The sequence below is a fragment of the Paenibacillus sp. FSL H3-0310 genome (assembly GCF_038002785.1).
Lineage (GTDB): Bacteria > Bacillota > Bacilli > Paenibacillales > Paenibacillaceae > Paenibacillus_AQ > Paenibacillus_AQ odorifer.
This window is the reverse complement of record NZ_JBBODC010000002.1, coordinates 320,533-344,805: the sequence shown is the minus strand read 5'-3', so window position 1 is coordinate 344,805 and position 24,273 is coordinate 320,533. Positions and strand designations below refer to the sequence as shown.

At 45.4% G+C, this 24,273-nt stretch carries 16 protein-coding genes, 3 rRNA genes and 3 riboswitches; of the genes, 16 read left to right on the top strand and 3 right to left on the bottom strand.

Features of this window, described 5'->3' with window-relative positions:
* Positions 1-8: 8 nt before the first annotated feature.
* Entirely contained in the window at positions 9-197 is a 189-nt protein-coding gene (locus tag MHH63_RS20990; protein WP_312151757.1) for a hypothetical protein, read from the bottom strand.
* A gap of 181 nt (positions 198-378) precedes the next feature.
* Here MHH63_RS20990 and guaA point away from each other — a divergent pair, with 181 nt between their 5' ends.
* The 15 genes from guaA to MHH63_RS20915 all read left to right on the top strand — a co-directional run bounded on the left by guaA (position 379) and on the right by MHH63_RS20915 (position 20,453).
* Positions 379-1,917, top strand: coding sequence for a glutamine-hydrolyzing GMP synthase (gene guaA / locus MHH63_RS20985; protein WP_036679874.1), 1,539 nt, complete (start codon positions 379-381; stop codon positions 1,915-1,917).
* A gap of 144 nt (positions 1,918-2,061) precedes the next feature.
* The gene (locus MHH63_RS20980; RefSeq protein ID WP_076106071.1) at positions 2,062-2,526 is read left to right on the top strand and encodes a hypothetical protein; all 465 of its coding nucleotides are present in this window, start codon (positions 2,062-2,064) and stop codon (positions 2,524-2,526) included.
* A 202-nt stretch (positions 2,527-2,728) separates the two neighbouring features.
* A riboswitch (purine riboswitch) is annotated at positions 2,729-2,828 on the top strand.
* Positions 2,829-2,950: 122 nt separating this feature from the next.
* A complete protein-coding gene (locus MHH63_RS20975; RefSeq protein WP_036679893.1) occupies positions 2,951-4,351 on the top strand; it encodes an NCS2 family permease in 1,401 nt (466 codons plus the stop codon).
* Between the two features lie 400 nt (positions 4,352-4,751).
* The gene (locus MHH63_RS20970) at positions 4,752-7,007 is read left to right on the top strand and encodes a glycosyltransferase 87 family protein (protein ID WP_076195066.1); all 2,256 of its coding nucleotides are present in this window, start codon (positions 4,752-4,754) and stop codon (positions 7,005-7,007) included.
* Positions 6,997-8,775 carry a phospholipid carrier-dependent glycosyltransferase gene (locus MHH63_RS20965; protein ID WP_341172077.1) on the top strand — a complete coding sequence of 593 codons (1,779 nt, stop codon included), beginning with the start codon at positions 6,997-6,999 and terminating at the stop codon, positions 8,773-8,775. The genes MHH63_RS20970 and MHH63_RS20965 overlap by 11 nt, the downstream gene beginning before the upstream one ends.
* Before the next feature lie 97 nt (positions 8,776-8,872).
* Complete coding sequence (locus MHH63_RS20960) at positions 8,873-9,853, top strand: glycosyltransferase family 2 protein (protein WP_038568643.1); 981 nt, start codon at positions 8,873-8,875, stop codon at positions 9,851-9,853.
* Positions 9,840-10,247 (top strand): GtrA family protein, encoded by a 408-nt coding sequence (locus MHH63_RS20955; protein ID WP_076130538.1) that lies wholly within the window; start codon positions 9,840-9,842, stop codon positions 10,245-10,247. The genes MHH63_RS20960 and MHH63_RS20955 overlap by 14 nt, the downstream gene beginning before the upstream one ends.
* 102 nt (positions 10,248-10,349) lie before the next feature.
* Positions 10,350-11,009, top strand: coding sequence for a class D sortase (locus MHH63_RS20950; RefSeq protein WP_341172076.1), 660 nt, complete (start codon positions 10,350-10,352; stop codon positions 11,007-11,009).
* A gap of 119 nt (positions 11,010-11,128) precedes the next feature.
* Positions 11,129-11,211, top strand: a riboswitch (cyclic di-GMP riboswitch).
* Between the two features lie 74 nt (positions 11,212-11,285).
* Positions 11,286-11,366: riboswitch (cyclic di-GMP riboswitch) on the top strand.
* 13 nt (positions 11,367-11,379) lie between these two features.
* The gene (locus MHH63_RS20945) at positions 11,380-12,189 is read left to right on the top strand and encodes a transglutaminase-like domain-containing protein (RefSeq protein ID WP_038568647.1); all 810 of its coding nucleotides are present in this window, start codon (positions 11,380-11,382) and stop codon (positions 12,187-12,189) included.
* A gap of 367 nt (positions 12,190-12,556) precedes the next feature.
* Positions 12,557-14,114, top strand: a 16S ribosomal RNA gene (locus MHH63_RS20940).
* 231 nt (positions 14,115-14,345) lie between these two features.
* A 23S ribosomal RNA gene (locus MHH63_RS20935) occupies positions 14,346-17,271 on the top strand.
* A gap of 128 nt (positions 17,272-17,399) precedes the next feature.
* Positions 17,400-17,516: ribosomal RNA gene (gene rrf, locus MHH63_RS20930) — 5S ribosomal RNA — on the top strand.
* The 16S, 23S and 5S rRNA genes sit together here, the layout of an rRNA operon.
* Before the next feature lie 238 nt (positions 17,517-17,754).
* Positions 17,755-18,507, top strand: coding sequence for an acyl-[acyl-carrier-protein] thioesterase (locus MHH63_RS20925; RefSeq protein WP_076219763.1), 753 nt, complete (start codon positions 17,755-17,757; stop codon positions 18,505-18,507).
* 196 nt (positions 18,508-18,703) lie between these two features.
* Positions 18,704-19,291: an RNA polymerase sigma factor gene (locus MHH63_RS20920; RefSeq protein ID WP_076128449.1), complete on the top strand. Its 588-nt coding sequence runs from the start codon at positions 18,704-18,706 to the stop codon at positions 19,289-19,291.
* A complete protein-coding gene (locus MHH63_RS20915; protein WP_341172075.1) occupies positions 19,266-20,453 on the top strand; it encodes a DUF4179 domain-containing protein in 1,188 nt (395 codons plus the stop codon). The genes MHH63_RS20920 and MHH63_RS20915 overlap by 26 nt, the downstream gene beginning before the upstream one ends.
* Before the next feature lie 106 nt (positions 20,454-20,559).
* Here the strand turns inward: MHH63_RS20915 and MHH63_RS20910 are convergent, their stop codons facing one another.
* Positions 20,560-21,477, bottom strand: a complete 918-nt coding sequence (locus MHH63_RS20910) for an AraC family transcriptional regulator (RefSeq protein ID WP_076195118.1) — start codon at positions 21,475-21,477, stop codon at positions 20,560-20,562.
* A gap of 50 nt (positions 21,478-21,527) precedes the next feature.
* Complete coding sequence (gene tsaA / locus MHH63_RS20905) at positions 21,528-21,974, bottom strand: tRNA (N6-threonylcarbamoyladenosine(37)-N6)-methyltransferase TrmO (RefSeq protein WP_076148050.1); 447 nt, start codon at positions 21,972-21,974, stop codon at positions 21,528-21,530.
* Positions 21,975-22,101: 127 nt separating this feature from the next.
* On the opposite strand from tsaA, the gene MHH63_RS20900 reads away from it, so the two are divergent.
* Positions 22,102-24,237: a DNA topoisomerase III gene (locus tag MHH63_RS20900; RefSeq protein ID WP_076195116.1), complete on the top strand. Its 2,136-nt coding sequence runs from the start codon at positions 22,102-22,104 to the stop codon at positions 24,235-24,237.
* The last annotated feature ends 36 nt before the right edge of the window (positions 24,238-24,273 follow it).

Here is a 24,273-nt window from a genome sequence, read left to right as displayed (position 1 = left end):
CTGCGGATTTACGATGCCGGACTAGATGTAGCCGTCCGGCAGTTTGTCCGCCAGTGGGAGACTCTGGCGTACGCGCCAGCTTCGGCCTCCACAGCCGTGATCTCTGCCCGCGACAATCCCGTAGACTCCGCTCCCGCCCTTGGCGGCGAACCTGCGGCTTCTGATGCGGCCGCGTTTATTCGCGAATGTCTGCTCATTACCTTCCGTTTAACATAAACGGCTAATAACGCTTAGATCCGCTATCTAATTTATGCCATAGCAAGGAAGGTTCTGCATGAAGTTTTATCACTCTCTGATTATGAGAGGCGTGTCCTCCTTTCCTTGACGATGAGAATTAACCATGAGTATAATGAATCCAATAATCAAGGGAGGCACGTAATGAACAAGCCAAATGAAATTATCGTCGTTCTCGATTTTGGGGGACAATACAACCAACTTATCGCGCGCAGAATTCGGGACCTGGGAGTATACAGCGAACTTTTGCCGTACAATACGCCAGTTGACAAGATTAAAGCACTTTCGCCTAAAGGAATTGTCTTCTCTGGCGGACCTAGCAGTGTATACGCTGAAGATGCACCACACGTAGATCCGGCTATTTATGATCTAGGAGTGCCGATCTTCGGTATTTGTTACGGTATGCAGCTGATGGCTCATCAGCTTGATGGTAAAGTAGAACGTTCGGCTAAACGGGAATATGGTAAAGCTGATGTTGACTTTGCAGAAGGAACTGCTTTAGTTGCAGGATTGGAGAACCGCCAGACTGTATGGATGAGCCACGGTGACCATGTAGTTGAGCTTCCAACAGGCTTCAAGCTGGATGCAGGTACAGAAAGTGCTCCAATTGCAGCAATGAGCAACGCGGAGCGCAAACTGTTCGCTGTGCAATTCCACCCAGAAGTACGTCACTCCGTTCAAGGTAACGAGATGATCTCGAACTTCTTATACCAAGTTTGTGGTTGCGACGGCAAATGGACAATGGAATCGTTTATCGATGAAGCCGTTCAAGATATTCGCAATCAAGTCGGAGATAAAAAAGTACTCTGCGCTCTTAGTGGCGGAGTGGATTCTTCCGTTGTGGCTATGCTTATCCACCGTGCAATCGGAGATCAATTGACCTGTATGTTTATTGACCACGGCCTTCTGCGTAAAGGTGAAGCAGAAAGCGTTATGGAGACTTTCGTAGGCAAATTCGATATTCATGTAGTGAAAATCGATGCACGCGATCGCTTCATGAGCAAACTTGCAGGTGTTGAAGACCCTGAGCAAAAACGTAAAATCATTGGTAACGAGTTTATCTACTGCTTCGACGAAGAGTCAGCTAAGCTCGGAGATTTTTCATTCCTTGCACAAGGTACGCTTTATACGGATATCGTTGAGAGTGGAACAGCTACAGCGCAAACCATTAAATCCCACCACAATGTGGGCGGCCTGCCAGAAGATATGAAATTCAGCTTGATCGAGCCGCTAAACACCTTGTTTAAGGACGAAGTTCGTAAACTCGGTGAAGAGCTTGGCATGCCACGTGCGATCGTATGGCGTCAGCCTTTCCCAGGTCCAGGTCTTGCTATTCGTGTCTTGGGTGAAGTAACAGAGGACAAGCTTACCATCGTTCGTGATTCTGACTACATTCTGCAAGAAGAAATTGCTAAAGCGGGATTAGACCGTGAAATTTGGCAATACTTCACTGCCCTGCCTAACATGAAGAGTGTCGGAGTTATGGGTGATGCTCGTACGTATTCCTACACAGTAGGTGTTCGTGCAGTAACTTCCATCGATGGCATGACCGCTGACTGGGCACGTATCCCATGGGATGTTCTTGAAAAAATCTCTGTACGTATTGTCAACGAAGTTGAGAATGTAAACCGCGTAGTGTATGACATTACTTCGAAACCACCTGCAACGATTGAGTGGGAATAGCATATAGCAATAAGAAACCTGCAGCTCCTTATTTATTAAGGGACTGCAGGTTTTTTATTAACCGTGAAGCTTGTGACGGACCCTATATAGCAACTTTAGAGAATGTGATAAACTGGGAAAAATATACTTATAGGAGCCATTAGAATGGGATTCTCACTTATTGGAACACTGATAGCTATGGTTATTCTTGCCCCAAGTTTACTGATGATTAAGTTTCCGCCCGATCATGTTCCCAGCGGTTTAAAAGATGCCGGCATCGTCTACACTCTTTTGGAGAGAGTAGGGCAGTTGGGGTGTATAGCCATTCTTGCGATTTCAAAGGATAACTTTGAAAATGTAGAATTCGGGATCTGGGCTGCACTTATCTTTGTGTTTATCACGATTTATTACGGTTTATGGATTCGTTATATGGTTAAGGGACAGCAATTCAGATTATTATGGGCTCCATTATTGTTTCTTCCGATTCCCATGGCAGTTCTCCCTGTTTGTGCATTTGGATTTGCGGCTATATGGGGCAGATCTTTCTGGTTGGGTATTGCAGTGATTTGTTTAGCTATAGGGCATTTTGCTAATTCTTGGCATAGCTATCAGTATTCCAAAGGGCAATAAGCCAGGGAACATCGAAATTGTTTTATAGGGAAAAATACCCATTTGATAAGGCTTTTGATAGTTAATAAGCTGCATGATTTAAAGGATTTTGGGGTTGAAGTTAAAGATAAAAATGTATGAATTACGAACAATAGAAAAAATAAAGTCGAAAATGTTCGCTTTTTTCATTGACAACTTATGTGATGTCCACCTAAAATGATAAAGCACAACAACATAATTCTTTCGTATATTTCCGGGAATAGGCCTGGAAGTTTCTACGAGGTCACCGTAATGACCTGGCTACGATTAAGAAGAGCTGAGCAACCCGTATTGTCCTGAATCTAGGGCTATAGTCATGGGTGCTACTCTTTTTTTCGAGCCGGTGTCGATCAGATACCGGCTTTTTGTTGCTGTCAGCCACAACATACCTTAGGGGGAGAACAATTTGAATCGGTTTTTCAAGTTGAAAGAGAACGGCACTACAGTACGTACAGAGATAATGGCCGGCTTGACTACGTTCATGGCTATGGCTTACATCCTGTCGGTTAATCCGAGCACATTAACAGCATTTGGCCGCATCGATATGGGCTGGTACTCTGTATTTCTAGCGACTGCGCTGGCAGCAGGTATTTTCACCATTGCAATGGGCGTGTTTATAAACTTTCCAGTAGCATTGGCACCAGGTATGGGACTTAATGCATACTTTGCTTCCGTAATTTTGTCTTCTGCAACCTCAGAACATCCATTCACTTGGCAAATGGGTCTGACCGCAGTATTTATTTCCGGTTTGATCTTCATCCTGCTTACGGTTACCCGAGTGCGGCAGATCTTACTGACAGCCATTCCTGACAGCTTGAAGCATGCCATTACCGTAGGTATCGGGATGTTCATTACAATCCTTGGGCTTAAGAACAGTGGTTTGATGACGATTGGTGTCGAAGCTGGTAAAGATATTTCCGCCAATACATTCACAGATGTCCTATCCTTTGAAACAATTATTCATATGGGTAGCCTAGAGAACACTGATGTACAATTGGTAATTATCGGATTGCTTCTTATTTCCATCCTGATGGTACTGCAAGTTAAAGGTGCGATTTTATTCGGTATCTTGGGTACAACCCTCGCGGGTATACTGATGGGTGTAGTTGATTTTGGCTCTTTGTCCAGTCCGACAACCCCTTGGGTGCCTGACCTGACGCAATTGAACTTTTTCGAATTTGACTGGGATGGTATCCTGCACACCGGTATTGTTTCAGCAATCGCAACATTCACTTTTGTAGAATTGTTCGATACATTTGGTACACTTGTAGGTACTGCTCAACGCGCTGGTATTATGGACAACCCTGAAGAAGGTAACAAACGTGTAGGTAATGCAATGTTTGTCGATGCCATCGCTGTAGCTGGTGGTGCGGCATTGGGTACTTCCACTACTACTGCTTTTGTAGAAAGCGCGGCAGGTGTTGCTGAAGGTGGACGTACAGGTCTTACAGCTGTAACAACGGGTGTGTGCTTCTTGCTTGCGTTATTCCTTGCACCAATAGTGGCTCTGATCCCTGGATCTGCTACAGCCGCAGCATTGATTGTCGTAGGTGTGCTCATGGCACAATCGATTCGCGAAATTGATTTTCAAGATATGGTTGTTGCGATTCCAGCGTTCCTTACTCTAGTAATCATGCCTTTCACTTATAATATTGCTAATGGTATTTCCTTTGGTATCGTAACTTATGTAATCCTTGCTTGTGTAGCTAACCTTGCTGGCAAGAAAAAATACGATATTCACTGGATGATGTGGGTACTTGCTATTCTGATTATTCTTCGTTATGTATTTCTTGGTAGTGCGGGCTAACTCATATATAGCATACAGATGTGCATTCAACGGCTCCTTCATAACTGAGGGGGCCCTTTTTTTATATTTTTGTTGGCACTTAACCATTCAGGCTAGTCTATGTTTCTAGCTTTTCATCATCTATGATTTAGATTATATTGTTGAAGAGGTGATGTTCAGGACGAGGCAGCCTTGGCGTTAGAGTCCAATTTGTTCCCTCCTTGATCCTGATCTCTGTTGATTTTGTACTGAAAATACTTCAAACCCCTAGGTGGTCCTATGGTCTTACCATTTTGTTAGTTCTCTCGCTTTATGCTGATAGAATGGCCTGTTTTTTTGCTCCGGTATTTGCTTTAGCCACTGCGATTCTTCTATTCTATATAAGAGTCTATATAAGAGCCTTGAAGCTTAGAGCGATCCTATGGAATGGAATATTGTGGATGGAAGGGTCTGCGATCCAGATAAGGTTAACATACCCTATATTTATATGCTCTTTTATGAGAAAATCAATCCAAATGATTTCTTAGCAACGGTGAAATACACTAATTCGGGAGTTGTTTTTCAGAAGGGATATGCTTTTGGCTGGACTAAGATGAATATAGGACGAGGTGAGGTTGGGACGATGATCAAGAGTACACGTGCGGCCGTAATGACTGTATTGATGCTGTTATTGTTTGTGCTTCCTGTAACAAGCATTTATGCAGAGGGGAATCTATTGCAGAACCCTGGCTTTGAGGAGGGGGGAGATGATGCGCCTTCTAACTGGACTAAGGATATGTGGATTTCAGGAGATAATTCAGGCCTACTTTCAATCCAATCGGAGGAAGTTCATTCCGGCAGCAAGGCGGCAGTCATTGAGAATATCGAGCCCAATCATTCGAAATGGGTGCAGACGATTGAGGCTACGCCGAATAGTTATTATAAAATCTCTGGATGGATCAAAGTAGTAAGTACAGCAGGGGAGGGAATGGGCGCCAACATTCTTGCCGTTGGAGTAGGCGGGGGGTATCCCAGCGTAACTGATACGGCAGGTGAATGGCAGTATCTTGAATATATCGGCCAGACAGGACCGGAGCAGAAGTCATTTGGCATAGGTGCAAGTCTGGGCGGCTACTCTAGCTTGATTCAAGGTAAGGCTTATTTTGATGATTTTGCTGTAGAAAAATTAGACGCGGCTCCTGAAGGGGCTAACGTCATTTCGCTGGATAGTTCAGCGGTTAGTCCAGATGCCGGCGACAAAAAGGCAGACACTCCACATAAAGTATCTCCAACTAAGATGTTGCTGATTTCAGCGCTGTTTAGCGTGTTTTTTGCAGTGCTTTATACTAAGGCATTCCGTAGTGAGAAGCTTATGAAGCAGCCTGAGAATATTTATTCCAAATGGCTGAGCATTGCCATCGGAATTGCTTTTATCCTGAGGGTGTGGATTGGTCTTACCGCGCAAGGTTATCAGAATGATATGAATACCTTTATTTCTTGGGGACAGCGTATGGTGGATTTAGGTCCTGGCAAATTTTATGAAGAAGGTTATTTTGCCGATTATCCTCCTGGCTATTTGTACATATTGTACGTGCTTAGCGCCATTCGTGGCGTTTTAGGATTCACTCAGGGCTCAGGTGGAGAGAATTTGCTCTTCAAGCTCCCTGCGATCCTTTCTGATTTGGTGCTCGGCTACTTCATTTATCAAATGTCACGCAAAAAACTCGGCACAGGAATAGCTTTCGGCTTAATGTTGTTGTTTCTGTTTAACCCAGCGGTACTTATTAATTCAGCGGCTTGGGGACAAGCAGATTCATTCTTTTTGATCTTCCTGCTGCTCAGTATCCATGGCGCTGCGAACAAAAAGTTTGTCCGCTCCGCAATTTTGTTTGCCTTAGCGACGCTAATTAAACCGCAAGCGTTGATATTCACGCCGGTATTGTTGTTTGCTTTTTATCATCACCGCGCTTGGAAGCAGCTTGGATTCGGAGCTTTGTATGGATTAGGGATCTTCGGATTGCTTGCGGCACCGTTTTTCTGGAATAACGGAGGTCTGGTAGGGATTATTGATCTTTACAAGAGTACGTTATCTTCCTATCCGTATTCTTCAGTGAATGCATTTAATCTGTATGCACTGACTGATCCGATGTGGTCATCCCTTGATCTAACCTGGCTTGGCATTCCATACCGTGTATGGGGCTTCATATTTATTTTAGTGGCTGTAGCTGTTGCGGCATTTTATTCCTTTAAAAAGGATCGCTTGGATCTGACCAAATCCTATTTTATCGGGATGGTGCTTATAGTAGTGGTCTTTGTGCTTGGCACCAAAATGCATGAACGTTATATGTTCCCTGCTCTTATTCTTTGTTTGTTTACTTATATAGAAAGTCGGGACCGCCGCTTTTTATCGCTATTTCTCGGATTCAGCTTAACGCAATACATCAATGTGGCGTACACCTTATCCCACCTGAATGCAGATGTTAGCCCGGGTGCAGACGGAATCGTATTAGTGACTGCTATAGCTAATCTAGCATTGCTGCTTTATATGCTGAATATCGGATACGATGTGTATGTCCGCAAGGGAATAAAACCTCTTCCAGCGCCAATTACACCGGAAGAACAGTATGAAGAAGATTTGAGAGTTGTCGGGCAAATTAAACCGCATCAGAAGGGAGGGCGATTTAACGATGAAGTTTAAGCGTATAGATTGGATATGCATAATAGCTATCACGGCCGTTTACGCAGCGCTTGCTTTATATAATCTTGGCTCTACTAAATCTCCAGAGACCTTATGGGAGCCTGCTGCCAGTGGTGAAAGCTTCTATGTAGATTTGGGGCAGAGTAAACCATTGGAACGGGTCAATATCTTTGGTGGCGTGGGCACGGGTAAGTTCAAGCTGGAATTCAGCGACAATCCTGAGGTCTGGAGCAGTCCGATGGATGTCAGTGAGGATGTCGGGAATGTCTTCATCTGGAAAAGCCAACCCCTGAACGTTACAGCGAGATATGTGAAGTTAACAGTTACCTCTCCAGGGTTCACTTTGAACGAAATGGCCTTTTATGAGCAGGGGGGAGAAAGAATCCCCCTTCCTATTGCCGGTGTGACACCAGATGCTAACGCAGTACCTAAAAGAGGAGCAGCGGCCAATCTTTTTGACGAGCAGGCGCTCATTCCGGAATATTCTAACTTTATGAATAGCACTTATTTTGACGAGATCTATCATGCGCGAACAGCTTATGAATATACACACGGGATAGTGCCTTACGAGAATACGCATCCACCGCTTGGCAAGCTGTTGATTGCCATAGGTATGGAGCTGTTCGGAGTCAATCCATTCGGCTGGCGTATTATCGGAACCTTGTTCGGAGTTGCCATGTTACCTCTTATATATGTAATGGCGCTGCGTTTGTTTAAGAAAAGCAAATACGCCGCCCTCGCGGCAGGATTGTTTGCGCTGGATTTCATGCATTTCACACAGACAAGAATCTCCACGATTGACGTATACGGAGTATTCTTCATTATGTTGATGTTCTATTTTATGCAGCGGTATTACACAATGAATTTCTACAAGCAGCCTTTAAGAAAAACATTAATTCCGTTATTCTGGTCTGGCTTATTCTTCGGAATCGGCGTAGCTTCGAAATGGATTGTGCTCTATGGAGGAGCAGGGCTGGCCATTATGCTGGCTATCTCCCTTTTTGAACGCTACAGAGAATACCAAGCCTCCGGACGCCTGCTGGCAGAGGGGAAGATTAAAGACAAGGAATTGCTGGGCACCTGTCGTGAAGCAGTAGATTCTTTTTGGAAAAAGACTATTATTACGTTGGCTAGTTGTATCGGGTTCTTTGTAATTATTCCAGTAATTATTTATAGCTTATCTTTTGTACCGGGGTTATCTGCATCAGCAGAGGGCTTCACTATAAAAGGTTTGATTGATTCCCAAAAGAATATGTACAACTACCACAGCCAGCTTGTAGCTACACATCCTTTTGCTTCCTCATGGTGGCAATGGCCGTTTATGAAGAGACCGGTCTGGTTCTTTAGCGGCGGTGAAGGTTTGCCGGAAGGTCAGGTCAGCAGTATAGTGACTATGGGGAATCCTCTTATCTGGTGGACGGGTATTTTTGCGATGCTGGCAACGCTGTGGATTACGCTGAAACGTAAAGATAAGAATCTCTACATGATTTGGATTGCCTTCTTCTCGCAATATGTTCCGTGGATGCTTGTCCCAAGAGAAACATTTATTTACCATTATTTTGCTATGGTACCATTTATGATTCTTGGTATTGTATATATAATGAAGTTGCTGGATACTAAATTCCCTGAGGCCCGTTACGTACAGTATGTCTATGTAGCTGTTGCTTTGCTGCTCTTTATCGCTTTCTACCCGGTACTGTCAGGGATGCAGGTCAGTGGAGATTACGTGAAAGATATGCTGCGTTGGTTCCCTACTTGGGTTTTCTAGGATTTAATAAAAATCTATAAAATAAGTTTATGCATGCAGCGTTATTATGAAGTGTAGATGGATGTAACGCTCCAAAAAGCTTGTAGGAGGAATAAAGGTGAAAGCCAGATATAGTGTGATTGTACCCATGTTCAATGAGGAGCAAGTAATTAGCCATACTTATGAACGTTTGAAAAAAGTAATGGACGAGTGCGGCGATACTTATGAGCTGGTCTTCGTCAATGACGGCAGTCGTGATCGTTCCGCCCAGATGATTCGGGAGATCTGTGAACGAGACGAGCATGTCAAGCTGATTGACTTCTCGCGTAATTTCGGACATCAGGTAGCGATTACAGCTGGCATGGACTATGCCGAAGGTCAAGCGGTTGTTGTTATTGACGCTGATCTTCAGGATCCTCCGGAGGTCATTTTGCAAATGATCGAGAAGTGGAAAGAGGGCTACGACGTTGTATATGCGAAACGCCTGAAGCGCCACGGAGAAACGATGTTCAAAAAGGTCACCGCGAAGCTTTTTTACCGCCTGCTCAGCAGTATGACAAGTGTGGATATTCCTACGGATACAGGCGATTTCCGTCTTATTGACCGTAAGGTATGTGATGTCCTGCGGGGACTTAAAGAAAAGAACCGCTATGTCAGAGGTTTGGTGAGCTGGGTTGGCTTCAAGCAGACTATGGTGGAATATGAACGGGAAGAACGTTTTGCCGGAGAAACCAAATATCCGCTGAAGAAAATGATTCGTTTTGCGTTAGATGGCATCACCTCTTTTTCACATAAGCCGCTTAAGATTGCTACGTATATTGGATTCTTCCTTTCATTCTCTAGCTTTCTCTATTTATTTTTCGTCTTGTTTCAAAAGATATTTTTTACCTCCTGGACGGTTCCGGGCTGGGCTTCCATTGTAGGCGTTAATCTGCTCTTTAACGGTATCGTTCTGATGCTGTTGGGTGTGATTGGGGAGTATATCGGACGGATTTATGACGAGTCTAAAGATAGACCGCTATATATTGTTAGTGAGACTAAAGGCTACCAGAACGAAGAACAACTGGACCGCCGGAAGGACCACAATGATGTCAGATAAGAACTTGCGCGCTGCATTCATACAGTTCCTCAAATTTAATGCCGTAGGTTTGCTCAATACGCTTATTGATTTTGTGATTTTTACATTGTTGAATTCACTAGGGATGGTATACGCATTGGCGCAGGTGATCTCCTATAGTGCAGGCACGGCGAATAGCTTTATTTTGAATAAAAAAGTAACCTTTCGTGATCGCAACCGGGGGAATAAAGAAGGCTTCGACCGCGTGCAGCTGGTCAAGTTTATCGTGCTGAATCTGGTAGTGCTCGGAATATCACTGCTGCTAATGCATCTGTTGACAGACAAACTAGGTATTCAAGTCTTGATCTCCAAGGTGCTGGTTACCTTTATCACGGTGATCATCAATTTCTTTGGAAGTCGTAAATGGGTATTTTAAACATTAATTTCAGGCAGAAGGAGTTGCTATGCTTAAAGGCAAGTAGCTGTTTCTGCTTGATTTGTATATAACCATAGAAACAATATACGGAGGTGAATAACATTGCGTAAATTCTCCTATCTACTCATACTGGCTGGGATACTTATCATGTTATATCCGACAGCTAACGAGTGGTACAACGACAGGCAGCAGGAGAAGTTATTAGAAACGGCTGAACTAAGCACTGCCGATAGTACTCCCCAGCCAGATCTAAAGAGCAGGTATGCTGAAGTTACTCAGCTGTTAGCAGAGGAATCGGTTCTGGATGCCCAGGCACAGCCCCAACCCCAAGAGACAGAAAAGCCTGAACCGGAGATTGCAGTCGGTGGCAAAGTAATCGCACTAATTGAAATCGATAAGATTGATTTGAAGCTGCCTGTATTAGAAGGGGCTACAAAAGCTAATATGAAACATGCTGCAGCCCATATGAAAGAAACGGCACCCCTTGGAGAGATCGGGAATGTTGCAATCGCGGCGCATCGGGCTAGAACTACGGGTCGTTTGTTTAACAGATTGAATGAGGTTGTTGTGGGGGATGTTATCACGATAAAGACTAGTGATCAGGTGTTTAACTATGAGGTGTATGATATTTCTGTAGTAGATCCGAGTGACGTCTCCGTTCTTGACGGGAATGACAAGGATAAGATTCTTACCCTGATTACATGTGATCCGCTAGTGAATCCAACGCATCGGCTGATTGTTCATGCCAAATTAACAAAATGAGAATAGTGAATGACAAGAAAACACAAATACCGGGAGATATTTATAAAATAATGGGTAATCTAGTAAATTAGGTCTTGTTCACAACTATAAATATGATAGTATTATACTATGAAAGCTAAACACGATAACGGCAAACCTTCCGAAAGGTAGGGACGCAAAGCTAAAGGGCCTTTTCCCAAAAGGATGGCAGCCAGCTACCGAATGAAGAGGCTTTTTTTGTTTGTTTCAAATGGATTCTATCAATTATATCTAGTAAAGCTAGAACAGATAGAACTTATACGATAACGGCAAACCTATCGAAAGGTAGGGACGCAAAGCTAAAGGGCCTTCCCGAAAGGATGGCAGCCAGCTACCGAAAGGAGTTTTATCCGTGAAAAAGGTTTATTTTATGCTGGTGGCGTTGTTCGTCCTAATGACTTCAGTTCCAGTAAGTACAGCTCAAGCTGCAAGTGCAGATGCCAGCTGGTTGATTACATCCAAAGTGGCTCAAGGTGTGATTGGTATTAACTATGATATTCCGAAAGATAAAAGAATCAAACTCATGATCACCAAAGATAACAGCAGTTATACATATAACTTGTATGCTTCTGGACAAGCTGAGGACTTCCCTTTGCAACAAGGAAATGGGACTTATAAGGTTTCTGTTCTGGAGAACACAACCGGCAATAAATACAAAGCATTATATTCCGAAGTAGTAGACGTAACCATGAGTGACTCGAATTCCGTATATTTGGGCTCCGTACAGAATGTGAAATGGAGTTCTTCTGATAAAGCGATTGTCAAAGCTAAACAATTAGTACAAGGCAAAACAACAGACGAAGAGAAAGTTAAAGCGATCTATAACTATGTAGTTGCGAATGTACAATATGATTACTCTCTTGCTAATAGTGTAACTACTGATTATATTCCAAGCATCGATAAGACATTGACTACTAAAAAAGGAATTTGCTATGATTACGCTTCTCTATTTGCCGCAATGCTGCGGAGTGTAGATGTTCCTGCTAAGTTGGTAATGGGGAATACAAGCTACGTTACGCAATATCATGCCTGGAACGAAGTGTTGCTTAATGGGAAGTGGGTTACCATTGATACTACAGTGGATGCAGGACTTGCAAAGAGTGATAAGAAAACCGATTTAATTAAAGCCTCAAGCAAATATACTGCGGCAAAATACTATTAAGTTCGTCGCTAGAAAGATAACTCTATTAAATAAACAACTAGCTTAATTATTAAGCTAGTTGTTTATTTTTATATTAGGGGTTGCTTTTCTATTAATAGTTGGGGTATTATAGGTAAGCGTTGTTAGACAGCGTACAGGCGATATAGACGAGGCTGATAAAAAGCTTCGAAAAATAAAGCTTGCATTTCTGAAAACAACATGATATAGTATAAGAGTTGCTGCTGAGACATTAAACGGCGCCAACGAGAACTTGATCTTTGAAAACTGAACAACGAGTGAGTAGGAAATCACGTAAGTGAAATCCAAAATTAGAGAATTAATTTTCTCGTCAGATGTTTCAAAATGAGCATATCGCTCTTTTCAATACTAATTGGAGAGTTTGATCCTGGCTCAGGACGAACGCTGGCGGCGTGCCTAATACATGCAAGTCGAGCGGAGTTACTTTGAAAGCTTGCTTTCAAAGTAACTTAGCGGCGGACGGGTGAGTAACACGTAGGCAACCTGCCCTTCAGACTGGGATAACTACCGGAAACGGTAGCTAATACCGGATAATTTCTTTTTTCTCCTGAGAGAAGAATGAAAGACGGAGCAATCTGTCACTGAGGGATGGGCCTGCGGCGCATTAGCTAGTTGGTGGGGTAACGGCCCACCAAGGCGACGATGCGTAGCCGACCTGAGAGGGTGAACGGCCACACTGGGACTGAGACACGGCCCAGACTCCTACGGGAGGCAGCAGTAGGGAATCTTCCGCAATGGGCGAAAGCCTGACGGAGCAACGCCGCGTGAGTGATGAAGGTTTTCGGATCGTAAAGCTCTGTTGCCAGGGAAGAACGTCCGGTAGAGTAACTGCTACCGGAGTGACGGTACCTGAGAAGAAAGCCCCGGCTAACTACGTGCCAGCAGCCGCGGTAATACGTAGGGGGCAAGCGTTGTCCGGAATTATTGGGCGTAAAGCGCGCGCAGGCGGCTATTTAAGTCTGGTGTTTAAACCTTGGGCTCAACCTGAGGTCGCACTGGAAACTGGGTGGCTTGAGTACAGAAGAGGAAAGTGGAATTCCACGTGTAGCGGTGAAATGCGTAGATATGTGGAGGAACACCAGTGGCGAAGGCGACTTTCTGGGCTGTAACTGACGCTGAGGCGCGAAAGCGTGGGGAGCAAACAGGATTAGATACCCTGGTAGTCCACGCCGTAAACGATGAGTGCTAGGTGTTAGGGGTTTCGATACCCTTGGTGCCGAAGTTAACACAGTAAGCACTCCGCCTGGGGAGTACGGTCGCAAGACTGAAACTCAAAGGAATTGACGGGGACCCGCACAAGCAGTGGAGTATGTGGTTTAATTCGAAGCAACGCGAAGAACCTTACCAGGTCTTGACATCCCTCTGAATCTGCTAGAGATAGCAGCGGCCTTCGGGACAGAGGAGACAGGTGGTGCATGGTTGTCGTCAGCTCGTGTCGTGAGATGTTGGGTTAAGTCCCGCAACGAGCGCAACCCTTAACTTTAGTTGCCAGCAAGTAATGTTGGGCACTCTAGAGTGACTGCCGGTGACAAACCGGAGGAAGGTGGGGATGACGTCAAATCATCATGCCCCTTATGACCTGGGCTACACACGTACTACAATGGCCGGTACAACGGGAAGCGAAGCCGCGAGGTGGAGCCAATCCCATCAAAGCCGGTCTCAGTTCGGATTGCAGGCTGCAACTCGCCTGCATGAAGTCGGAATTGCTAGTAATCGCGGATCAGCATGCCGCGGTGAATACGTTCCCGGGTCTTGTACACACCGCCCGTCACACCACGAGAGTTTACAACACCCGAAGTCGGTGGGGTAACCCGCAAGGGAGCCAGCCGCCGAAGGTGGGGTAGATGATTGGGGTGAAGTCGTAACAAGGTAGCCGTATCGGAAGGTGCGGCTGGATCACCTCCTTTCTATGGAGAATCGTTCTCTGCAATGAGAACATTCAAATCGGAAGCTCAGCTTCCAAAACTCAGGTTTAGGCCTGTTACTCACTCGTTGCTCAGTTTTGAGAGTTTAAGCTCTCAGTAAGACTTGATCCTTGAAAACTGGATACCGAAACGAATTTGCGTTTTAGAACATCTTTTAGCAACTTGTGCAAACAAGTAAATGTTATTAGTGAGATTTTTCTTCGGAAGAATCAAGGTTAAGCTAATAAGAGCACACGGAGGATGCCTAGGCGCCAGGAGCCGACGAAGGACGTGGCGAACAACGAAACTGCCTCGGGGAGCTGTAAGCAAGCTTTGATCCGGGGGTGTCCGAATGGGGAAACCCAGCTGTGGTAATTCGCAGTTACTCATTTCTGAATACATAGGAAATGTAGAGGCAGACCAGGGGAACTGAAACATCTAAGTACCCTGAGGAAGAGAAAACAATAGTGATTCCGTCAGTAGCGGCGAGCGAACGCGGAACAGCCTAAACCTAAGAGCTTGCTCTTAGGGGTTGTGGGACGTCTCACATGGAGTTACAAAGGAATATGGTAGGTGAAGAGGTCTGGAAAGGCCCGCGATAGAGGTAAAAGCCCTGTAACCTAAACTGTATTCTCTCCGAGACGGATCCCGAGTAGTGCGGGGCACGTGAAACCCCGTATGAATCCAGCAGGACCATCTGCTAAGGCTAAATACTACCTGGCGACCGATAGTGAAACAGTACCGTGAGGGAAAGGTGAAAAGCACCCCGGAAGGGGAGTGAAATAGAACCTGAAACCGTGTGCTTACAAAAAGTCAGAGCCCTATTAATGGGTGATGGCGTGCCTTTTGTAGAATGAACCGGCGAGTTACGTTTAACATGCAAGGTTAAGCCGAGAAGGTGGAGCCGCAGCGAAAGCGAGTCTGAATAGGGCGAATTAGTATGTGGACGTAGACCCGAAACCGTGTGATCTACCCCTGTCCAGGGTGAAGGTGCGGTAACACGCACTGGAGGCCCGAACCCACGTACGTTGAAAAGTGCGGGGATGAGGTGGGGGTAGCGGAGAAATTCCAATCGAACTCGGAGATAGCTGGTTCTCCCCGAAATAGCTTTAGGGCTAGCCTCGGTATAAGAGTAGTGGAGGTAGAGCACTGATTGGGTGCGGGGTCCGCAAGGATTACCAAGCTCAGTCAAACTCCGAATGCCATATACTTATTGCCGGGAGTCAGACAGTGAGTGCTAAGATCCATTGTCAAAAGGGAAACAGCCCAGACCATCAGCTAAGGTCCCCAAGTGTGTGTTAAGTGGGAAAGGATGTGGAGTTGCACAGACAACCAGGATGTTGGCTTAGAAGCAGCCACCATTGAAAGAGTGCGTAATAGCTCACTGGTCGAGTGACTCTGCGCCGAAAATGTAACGGGGCTAAACACACCACCGAAGCTATGGCTAGATACTATGTATCTGGGGTAGGGGAGCGTTGTGTAGGGGTTGAAGGTGTACTGAAAAGAGCGCTGGACACTACACAAGTGAGAATGCCGGTATGAGTAACGAAAAGATCAGTGAGAATCTGATCCGCCGAAAGCCCAAGGTTTCCTGAGGAAGGCTCGTCCGCTCAGGGTAAGTCGGGACCTAAGGCGAGGCCGAAAGGCGTAGTCGAAGGACAACAGTTTGAAATTACTGTACCACCGTAATCCGCTATGAGCGATGGGGTGACGCAGGAGGGTAGTGACGCGGACTGATGGATGTCCGTCTAAGCAGTGAGGCTGATGTGTAGGCAAATCCGCACATCGATAAGGCTGGGCTGTGATGGGGAGCGAAAATTATAGTAGCGAAGGTCATGATCTCACACTGCCAAGAAAAGCCTCTAGCCAGGAGAAGGTGCCCGTACCGCAAACCGACACAGGTAGGCGAGAAGAGAATTCTAAGGCGCGCGGAAGAACTCTCGTTAAGGAACTCGGCAAAATGACCCCGTAACTTCGGGAGAAGGGGTGCCCCGGTAGTGTGAATAGCACGAGGGGGCCGCAGTGAAAAGGCCCAAGCGACTGTTTAGCAAAAACACAGGTCTGTGCGAAGCCGCAAGGCGAAGTATACGGGCTGACGCCTGCCCGGTGCTGGAAGGTTAAGGGGAGTGGTTAGGGGTAACCCGAAGCTATGAACCGAAGCCCCAGTAAACGGCGGCCGTAACTATAACGGTCCTAAGGTAGCGAAATTCCTTGTCAGGTAAATTCTGACCCGCACGAATGGCGTAACGACTTGGGCGCTGTCTCAACGAGAGATCCGGTGAAATTTTAATACCTGTGAAGATGCAGGTTACCCGCGACAAGACGGAAAGACCCCATGGAGCTTTACTGCAGCTTGATATTGAATTTGGGTACGATCTGTACAGGATAGGTGGGAGCCGTAGAAATCGGAGCGCAAGCTTCGGTGGAGGCGCCGTTGGGATACCACCCTGATCGTATCTAGGTTCTAACCTAGTGCCCTTACCGGGTACGGGGACCGTGTCAGGCGGGCAGTTTGACTGGGGCGGTCGCCTCCTAAAGAGTAACGGAGGCGTTCCAAGGTTCCCTCAGAATGGTTGGAAATCATTCGCAGAGTGCAAAGGCATAAGGGAGCTTGACTGCGAGACCTACAAGTCGAGCAGGGACGAAAGTCGGACTTAGTGATCCGGTGGTACCGCATGGAAGGGCCATCGCTCAACGGATAAAAGCTACCCTGGGGATAACAGGCTTATCTCCCCCAAGAGTCCACATCGACGGGGAGGTTTGGCACCTCGATGTCGGCTCATCGCATCCTGGGGCTGAAGTAGGTCCCAAGGGTTGGGCTGTTCGCCCATTAAAGCGGTACGCGAGCTGGGTTCAGAACGTCGTGAGACAGTTCGGTCCCTATCTGTCGTGGGCGCAGGAAATTTGAGAGGAGCTGTCCTTAGTACGAGAGGACCGGGATGGACGTACCGCTGGTGCACCAGTTGTTCCGCCAGGAGCATGGCTGGGTAGCTACGTACGGACGGGATAAGCGCTGAAAGCATCTAAGCGTGAAGCCCCCCTCAAGATGAGATTTCCCAATTAGTAAGACCCCTTGAAGACGACGAGGTAGATAGGTTGGAGGTGGAAGTGCAGTAATGCATGGAGCTGACCAATACTAATCGGTCGAGGGCTTATCCTATACGTAGAATGCAGATTCGTTTCGGATTCAGTTTTCAGGCATCAAGCCTGTAACACGCTTAGAAATTCATTGTCACTTCTGGTGATGAACCGAATTTCACGCGGCAGCGTCTGTTTCACAGACGCATGTTTGGTGGCGATAGCGGAGGGGTTCCACGCGTACCCATCCCGAACACGACCGTTAAGCCCTCCAGCGCCGATGGTACTTGGACCGAAGGGTCCTGGGAGAGTAGGACGTTGCCAAGCACACGAAGCCATTGTTGATTTATCAACAATGGCTTTTTTGTTCCCTTTACCGCTTAATTTTAAAAATGTGGATAAGTTATGGGGAATTAACGAAATTATAAAAGTTACTAACATGTGGATGAAATAATAAAATATATTCAAAAATGAAAGTAGTCCCCAATTTATGTGGATAGAGCAGTGGTATATGTGGATACTTCAAGTAAATGCAAGGATATTTTGCATGGCAGGAGGATAAACAATGGACAACAGTAGCAATCTTGTGTGGATAGAAGATTTTTCTGTACATGCGAGCGACACGGATTATCGTTCGCAGGGTAAGTTATCCTTTATTCTGGATATCATGCAATGTGCGGCAGACTTCGCAGTGGGTAATTTGGGGATAAGTGTGGAAGAAATTCTGAATGCAGGAATGGGCTGGATGATGATTACGTTAGATCTTGATTTTAAGCGTATTCCCCGCCCGAATGATGTGCTTAGCGTACATACCTGGAGTAAAGGAACTAAAGGGGCACTGTGGCAACGGGATTATCGTATTTTCGATGCAGATCATATAGAAATCGCCACAGCACGATCCATATGGGCTTTAGTAGATATTGAGAAGAGAAAGATACTTAGACCGAATGCCCTTCCGGTTCAGGTTAAGCACTATAATGGCGATTCAGTAGGCGATATGCCTGTTAAGGTAACGATCCCTTCTGATATTACTATGGAAGAAGCTTATCGGTATCAGGTAAGATATAGTGGGCTTGACAGCAACGGACATTTGAATAATGCCCGATACGGGGATTTATGTTGTGATGCGCTCACTTTAGCGGAATGGGATAATGCAGAGTTCACACGCTTCCGGATTACTTATCTACAAGAAGCTAAGTTTGGGGATGAACTGACTATTTTACGTTCAGCTGTAACGGATGATGGTATATATGTACGCGGTCAGAATAGTGATACTGTATATTTTGAAGCATGTATAGCGTTAAAAAGTGTCCAATAGTACGAATAAGTAAGTAATTTATAAATATGGAATATTATTATAAAAGCGATTTCTCCGAACATCAATCGGGGCAATCGCTTTTTTTATTGAAAACGGATGATGTTTCTAACATATTTGGAAATTTTTTTTGAGCCTGTCACAATTAAAGGGATCACATTCGTTATATAGTTGTAGTCAATAACAAGGAGGTGATTCTTTGGAACGTCGCAGCCCCGGGGTCCAAGTGAATCAAACAATAATTGAAGAGGCTATCGATCAGGTTCTTGCGGGTAACCGCGAAGCCTATAGAACTATAATACAAGCCTATGAAAGAAAGATTTATACGTATTGCTATTATATTTTGAGAAGTCATGAAGAAGCAGAGGATGCTGTGCAAGATATATTTGTAAAAGTGTATCAGGAACTCAGACGTTATGAGAAACGAGTCTCTTTTAGTGCATGGCTGTATAAAGTGGCCTATCATCATTGTCTGGATCAGGTTCGCAAACGCAAGCGAAGAAACCGTCTGTTGTCGCTATATAAAGAGCAGCAGCCCAAAGCCTATTATAATCCTAACGATGAGGAGCCATTGCAGAAGTTATTTATGGATGACCTGACAGCCGAAGAGAGCAATCTCCTGATTCTTAAGGTGGTTGAGCAGTACAGCTTTGAAGAAATGGGTCAGATTATGGATTGTAATTCAGCTACTTTACGCAAGAAATTTGAACGTCTACGCAAAAAGTTAGTCCGGCAAAGAATGAATGAAGGAGGCAGCCCTCATGGAGAAATGGCAAGATCGAACTGAAAGTCAGAAGATGGAGCACATTCGTCAAACATTCCAAAATCATGAAATGCCGGTAGACAGTTTCAGCGATTCAATTATGAAGCGGATAGGAGACGAGGGAATGGAAAAACGAGCGTCAAGAAAGAATGGAAATAAGTTTCTGAAAAAATCATTGGTGGCTGCCTCGGCAGCAGCAGTGTTGGGTGCGGGGATAATCGGTAGCGGATTTGTATCCCCGGTCATGGCTGAAACATTGAAGCAGATTCCTGTTGTAGGAAGTATTTTTAAGGGGATTGACGATAAAGGTCTAAATGCTGCTGAGGAAAAAGGATTATCTACTGCCCCTAACCAAAGCGTTACCCATGATGGAGTGACCTTAAAGGTTACCGATGCCTATTATGACGGCTCGCGGTTGGCTTTTGCGATTGAACGGGAAGGCATTGATAATGATAAGATGATGGCTGAGATGATTATTGAACCGATTGAGTTCGATCCATCGCTAACAGAACAACATGCGAAAGTGACAATGAACCAGTCCGAAAAAGGGTTGTTGGGTTCAGCAGAAGTGAAATTGCCGAATGGGAAAAAACTGGAGAGCCAAATGTCATCTTTTGGTGATGTTGAGGGAAAAAAGAATGCTATTTTATACGATTACAGAAATCTAAATAATATAGAGGCTTTGGGGGATGAATATGAATTAAGCATCAGTGTGCCGGTTACACAAATTGCAGAGCCTTTTGTAATCAAGGTGCCGGTGAAAAAAGTAACGGAAGGAATTATCAAGCTTGATCTGAACCAAACAAAAGAGGCAGAAGAATTCAGCTATACGATTACCAAGCTGGAATTAACTCCAGCCACAAGCAGATTACAGCTCAGCGAAGAAGGTAAAGCGCCAACTGTGAAAGAAAAGGATGGATACACAACCTCTGAAATGTTCTATGAAATCGTTGATGAACTAGGTAATGCGTTCTCATCGGGTGGTTCATTTAACTTGCCAGCTATAGTCTATCCTTTGGTAGACAAAGATTTCATACCGTTCGCGCAAACACCAAAGACAATTACAGTTAAGCCGTTTACTTACTCCATTGATGAAAATCATAAAGCATTAAGGGATGAAGAAGGAAAACAAGTTAAACATTATTATCCGGAGCTTGAACAAACGATTCAGGTGGAGCAAAAGTAACTATTAATCCCATAAGCAAAAAAAGCCCGTGTCTGCATAGCAGATACGGGCTTTTTGTTAAAAAATGAGAATTTATAAGCTGCAAAACTATAATATCTTTATATTTCTAAGAGTAACGGTTGTCATCTATAAAAGACGACAACGTAGTCTCTTCTTGTAAAAATTCTAATGGAATGTAGATTTCACTCACCGAGTTTTCGTTATCTGGTCCAAGGTACAATTCACCATAATATTCCAATTCAAATGGAATGGACATCCTGTATTCTGTTTTCGGCAGCCAGATTCCGTAGATATATTTATAGGTAGAAGGGATATCACAAGAGCGGCCTTTATGGATGAATTTCAGATAACGTATGGGTGGTAAGATCTGAAGGGGGAAAGTCTGATTGTGGTCTGCTTTTATAGGACTAAGCTCGCAGGCACACATGATCGAAAACCCATTACTCTCATAGTCATCTGGCCAGAAGCCAAGCTGATAATATTTTTCAGGCTGTATTCTATCCGATATAGTGGCTACCTTATTGAAAAGCAAAGGCCAAGTATCAGAAATGACGGAGAAATCTAGGTCTACTTTAACTACGGGTCCTTGAAGTATAATTTCTCCGAAATCAACGAGCTGGGGGGAGAGATCACTATCAGAAAGGACTTGAAGTAGATCCTGTTCATATAGTCTAGGGAGCAAAGGGAGTTTCGTTTCAGTAAGTCTTTTTCGAACAAGAGAGGGAGTCGTGTGCAGCATTCTTTTGAAGGCACGGGTAAAGGTCTCATAGTTACTAAAGTTATAGTCTAATGAAATGTCCTGGAGTGAACGTTCTGGCATTCGATGAATGTCTAAGGCTGCTTCAGTGATTTTGCGTCTGGCTATATAGTCGCCGGGTGCTATCCCAGTGACTGCTTGAAATAGACGGGTGAAATGATAAAGGGAGTATCCCATTTCTTTGGAGAGGACAGCTACAGGAAGAAACGTGGTTAAGCGATCCTCAATGAGATCTAAGGCTTGAATGATTAGTTGGCGATTGTTCAAGAGATGTCCTCCCATAACAGTTAATAGAAATGGTGTCTAGCACGATTACTTCAATGATTTGCTGTCCAGTCGCCCCAAACAGCAGCCCAATCGGGAACTGTCACTTCCATTACGCGATCTGCACTAGGAAAATAGGCTTTGATGTCGAGAACAGGTGTACCCGGATAGGCATCAAGCCCGGCCACCTCCACTATTCCAGAGTCTACATCGACAGAGAGGATTGCTGCTACACTTAGCCCAATCGGATTAGGGCGAATAGGGGAACGGGAAGCGAATACTCCAGTTAAGGTCGCATCATAAGGAGGCTGAATCTGTGTAGTCTGCCGGAAATGATCCTCTGCAAACTCATGCAGCCACCAAAGTACTTGGCAATGACTAAACTGAGATAAACCTTTAAGCGCTGGTCTGAATTCCGGGTTGATTTCAAGCCGCAAATTATGTGCTGTACCTCTAACCGATCCTATAGATAATATATTATAGCTTTCTTGTTCATTCATTGACTATGACTCCTTTCGGGTATCAGATATGATCTAGTGTATAACAGAGGCATACGGTAAAGCCTGACGATATTTGCTAACATTCATTTAATGCTATAATGAAATTTGATGTGGAAAGGGGAGCATTATGAAGACACTAGTATTGGCGGAGAAGCCGTCTGTTGCACGCGAGATTGCACGGGTCATGGGATGCAATAATAAACAGAAGAGTTATATTGAAGGTCCAAAATATGTGGTTACCTGGGCGCTGGGTCATTTGGTCGGCCTGGCAGAGCCAGAGGATTATAATAAAAAGTTTGCAACTTGGGCCTTGGAGGATCTGCCGATTTTGCCGGAGAAGACCAAGCTGAAGGTGCTGCGGGAGACCAACCAGCAATATAAAGCTGTCCAGCACCTAATGAAGCGTCAGGACATTGAGGAGCTTATTGTTGCTACAGATGCTGCCCGTGAAGGGGAGCTGCTGGCTCGTTGGATTATGAATATGGCAGGGTGGAAAAAGCCATTCCGGCGGTTATGGATATCCTCGCAGACTGATAAGGCAATTAAAGAGGGATTTGCAAAACTCCGTCCGGGCCGGGAATTTGATCGGTTGTATGAATCTGCACGTTGCCGCGCAGAGGCGGATTGGATGATTGGACTGAATGTCACAAGAGCTTTGACCTGTAAGTTCGGTTCGCCGCTCTCAGCAGGACGGGTACAAACGCCGACATTAGGGATGATCATGGATCGTGAACAGGAGATTACGGGTTTCCGTTCCGTCGATTTTGAGACGCTGACTGCTGATTTTGGGGATTTCCAAGCGGCATGGCGGGCCAGTAACGGTGATGGTCGAATATTCGAAAAGGATAAGACAGCCAGCTTAAAGGATAAGCTTACAGGACGCAGCGGCCGTATTATTAAGGTACAGAAGAGTGAGAAAAGTGAACCTCATCCACTGGCTTATGATCTGACTGAACTGCAGCGTGATGCGAACCGGAAGTTCGGCTTCTCCGCGAAGCAGACCTCCAGTGTGCTGCAGCGGTTATATGAGCAGCATAAACTTGTCACATACCCGCGTACGGACAGTCGTTACTTAACTTCAGATATGACGGGCACACTCAAGGAAAGACTGGATAGTGTTGCGGTCGGTCCATATGCAGCGTTAGCACGTCCATTGCTGCGCAAGCAGCTGCGGATTACGAAGCGAATCGTGGATGATAGTAAAGTCAGTGATCACCACGCTATTATTCCTACAGAACAGACCGTATTGTTAAATGGTCTGAGTACTGAAGAACGTAAGTTGTATGATCTGATTGTGCGGCGTTTTATAAGCTTGTTCTATCCGCCAGCTCGTTATGATGCGGTAGCTGTAACCGTCAATGTGGAAGGCGAAAGCTTCCATGTCAAAGGGACGACAGTAAAAGATGCCGGCTGGCGCGAAGTATACGGCGGAGATATGAGTAGTGATGACGAGGAGGAATCTGCGGACGAGCCGGCAGCGGGCAGTGTAAAGCTGCCTGAGCTGCGCGAAGGGGCTGCTGTCACGATTGGCCGCTGTATGGTGCGTGCTGGCCGAACACAGCCACCGAAGCGTTATAATGAAGCTTCGCTGTTGACGCAAATGGAGAAGCACGGCCTCGGAACCCCGGCTACACGCGCGGATATTATTGAGAAGCTGGTAAGCTCCGATACAATTGAGCGGCAAGGTAATCTCCTGCATCCGACAGGAAAAGGTAAGCAGTTAATCGAGCTGGTATCCACTCAGCTACGAACCCCGGATCTAACCGCACGTTGGGAAGCTGAGCTGGAGAAAATAGCGCGTGGTCAAGGCAAACCGGAGCTCTTTTTACAAGGTATCCGCGGTATGGCACAGGAATTGGTAACAGGTGTGAAAACTAGCGGAGCAGAATATAAGCCGCATAATGTCTCTAACAGTCATTGTCCGGAATGCGGTACAAGACTGCTCGAGAAGAAGAGCAAACGAGGGAAGCTGCTGGTGTGTCCTGCAGATAACTGTGGTTACACCCGTGCAGGTGAGAAAAGACTATCGAATCGCCGCTGCCCACAGTGCCATAAGAAAATGGAGCTTAAAGAGGGTAAAGCAGGCATGTTCGTACAATGTCTAGGCTGTGGAATCACAGAGACCTTAGATAAGGATCACAAGCATGTTAATAAACGTGAACAGCAAAAGCTGGTGCAGCAATACAGCAAGCAGGAAAGCATTGGTTCTAACCTTGGGGAACTGCTGAAAGCAGCGCTTGAAGGACAAAAGAAGGATAAGTAGTAGGAATCATCGGATGGTTAGCTTCAATTAAAACGA

Bases quoted from the DNA above. Each gene is read 5' to 3' on its own strand.
- guaA (WP_036679874.1), top strand. From the start codon at position 379: ATGAACAAGCCAAATGAAATTATCGTCGTTCTCGATTTTGGGGGACAA.
- MHH63_RS20900 (WP_076195116.1), top strand. From the start codon at position 22,102: ATGAAGACACTAGTATTGGCGGAGAAGCCGTCTGTTGCACGCGAGATT.
- MHH63_RS20955 (WP_076130538.1), top strand. From the start codon at position 9,840: ATGATGTCAGATAAGAACTTGCGCGCTGCATTCATACAGTTCCTCAAA.
- MHH63_RS20980 (WP_076106071.1), top strand. From the start codon at position 2,062: ATGGGATTCTCACTTATTGGAACACTGATAGCTATGGTTATTCTTGCC.
- MHH63_RS20970 (WP_076195066.1), top strand. From the start codon at position 4,752: ATGGAATGGAATATTGTGGATGGAAGGGTCTGCGATCCAGATAAGGTT.
- MHH63_RS20965 (WP_341172077.1), top strand. From the start codon at position 6,997: ATGAAGTTTAAGCGTATAGATTGGATATGCATAATAGCTATCACGGCC.
- MHH63_RS20915 (WP_341172075.1), top strand. From the start codon at position 19,266: ATGGAGAAATGGCAAGATCGAACTGAAAGTCAGAAGATGGAGCACATT.
- tsaA (WP_076148050.1), bottom strand. From the start codon at position 21,974: ATGAATGAACAAGAAAGCTATAATATATTATCTATAGGATCGGTTAGA.
- MHH63_RS20990 (WP_312151757.1), bottom strand. From the start codon at position 197: ATGAGCAGACATTCGCGAATAAACGCGGCCGCATCAGAAGCCGCAGGT.
- MHH63_RS20925 (WP_076219763.1), top strand. From the start codon at position 17,755: ATGGACAACAGTAGCAATCTTGTGTGGATAGAAGATTTTTCTGTACAT.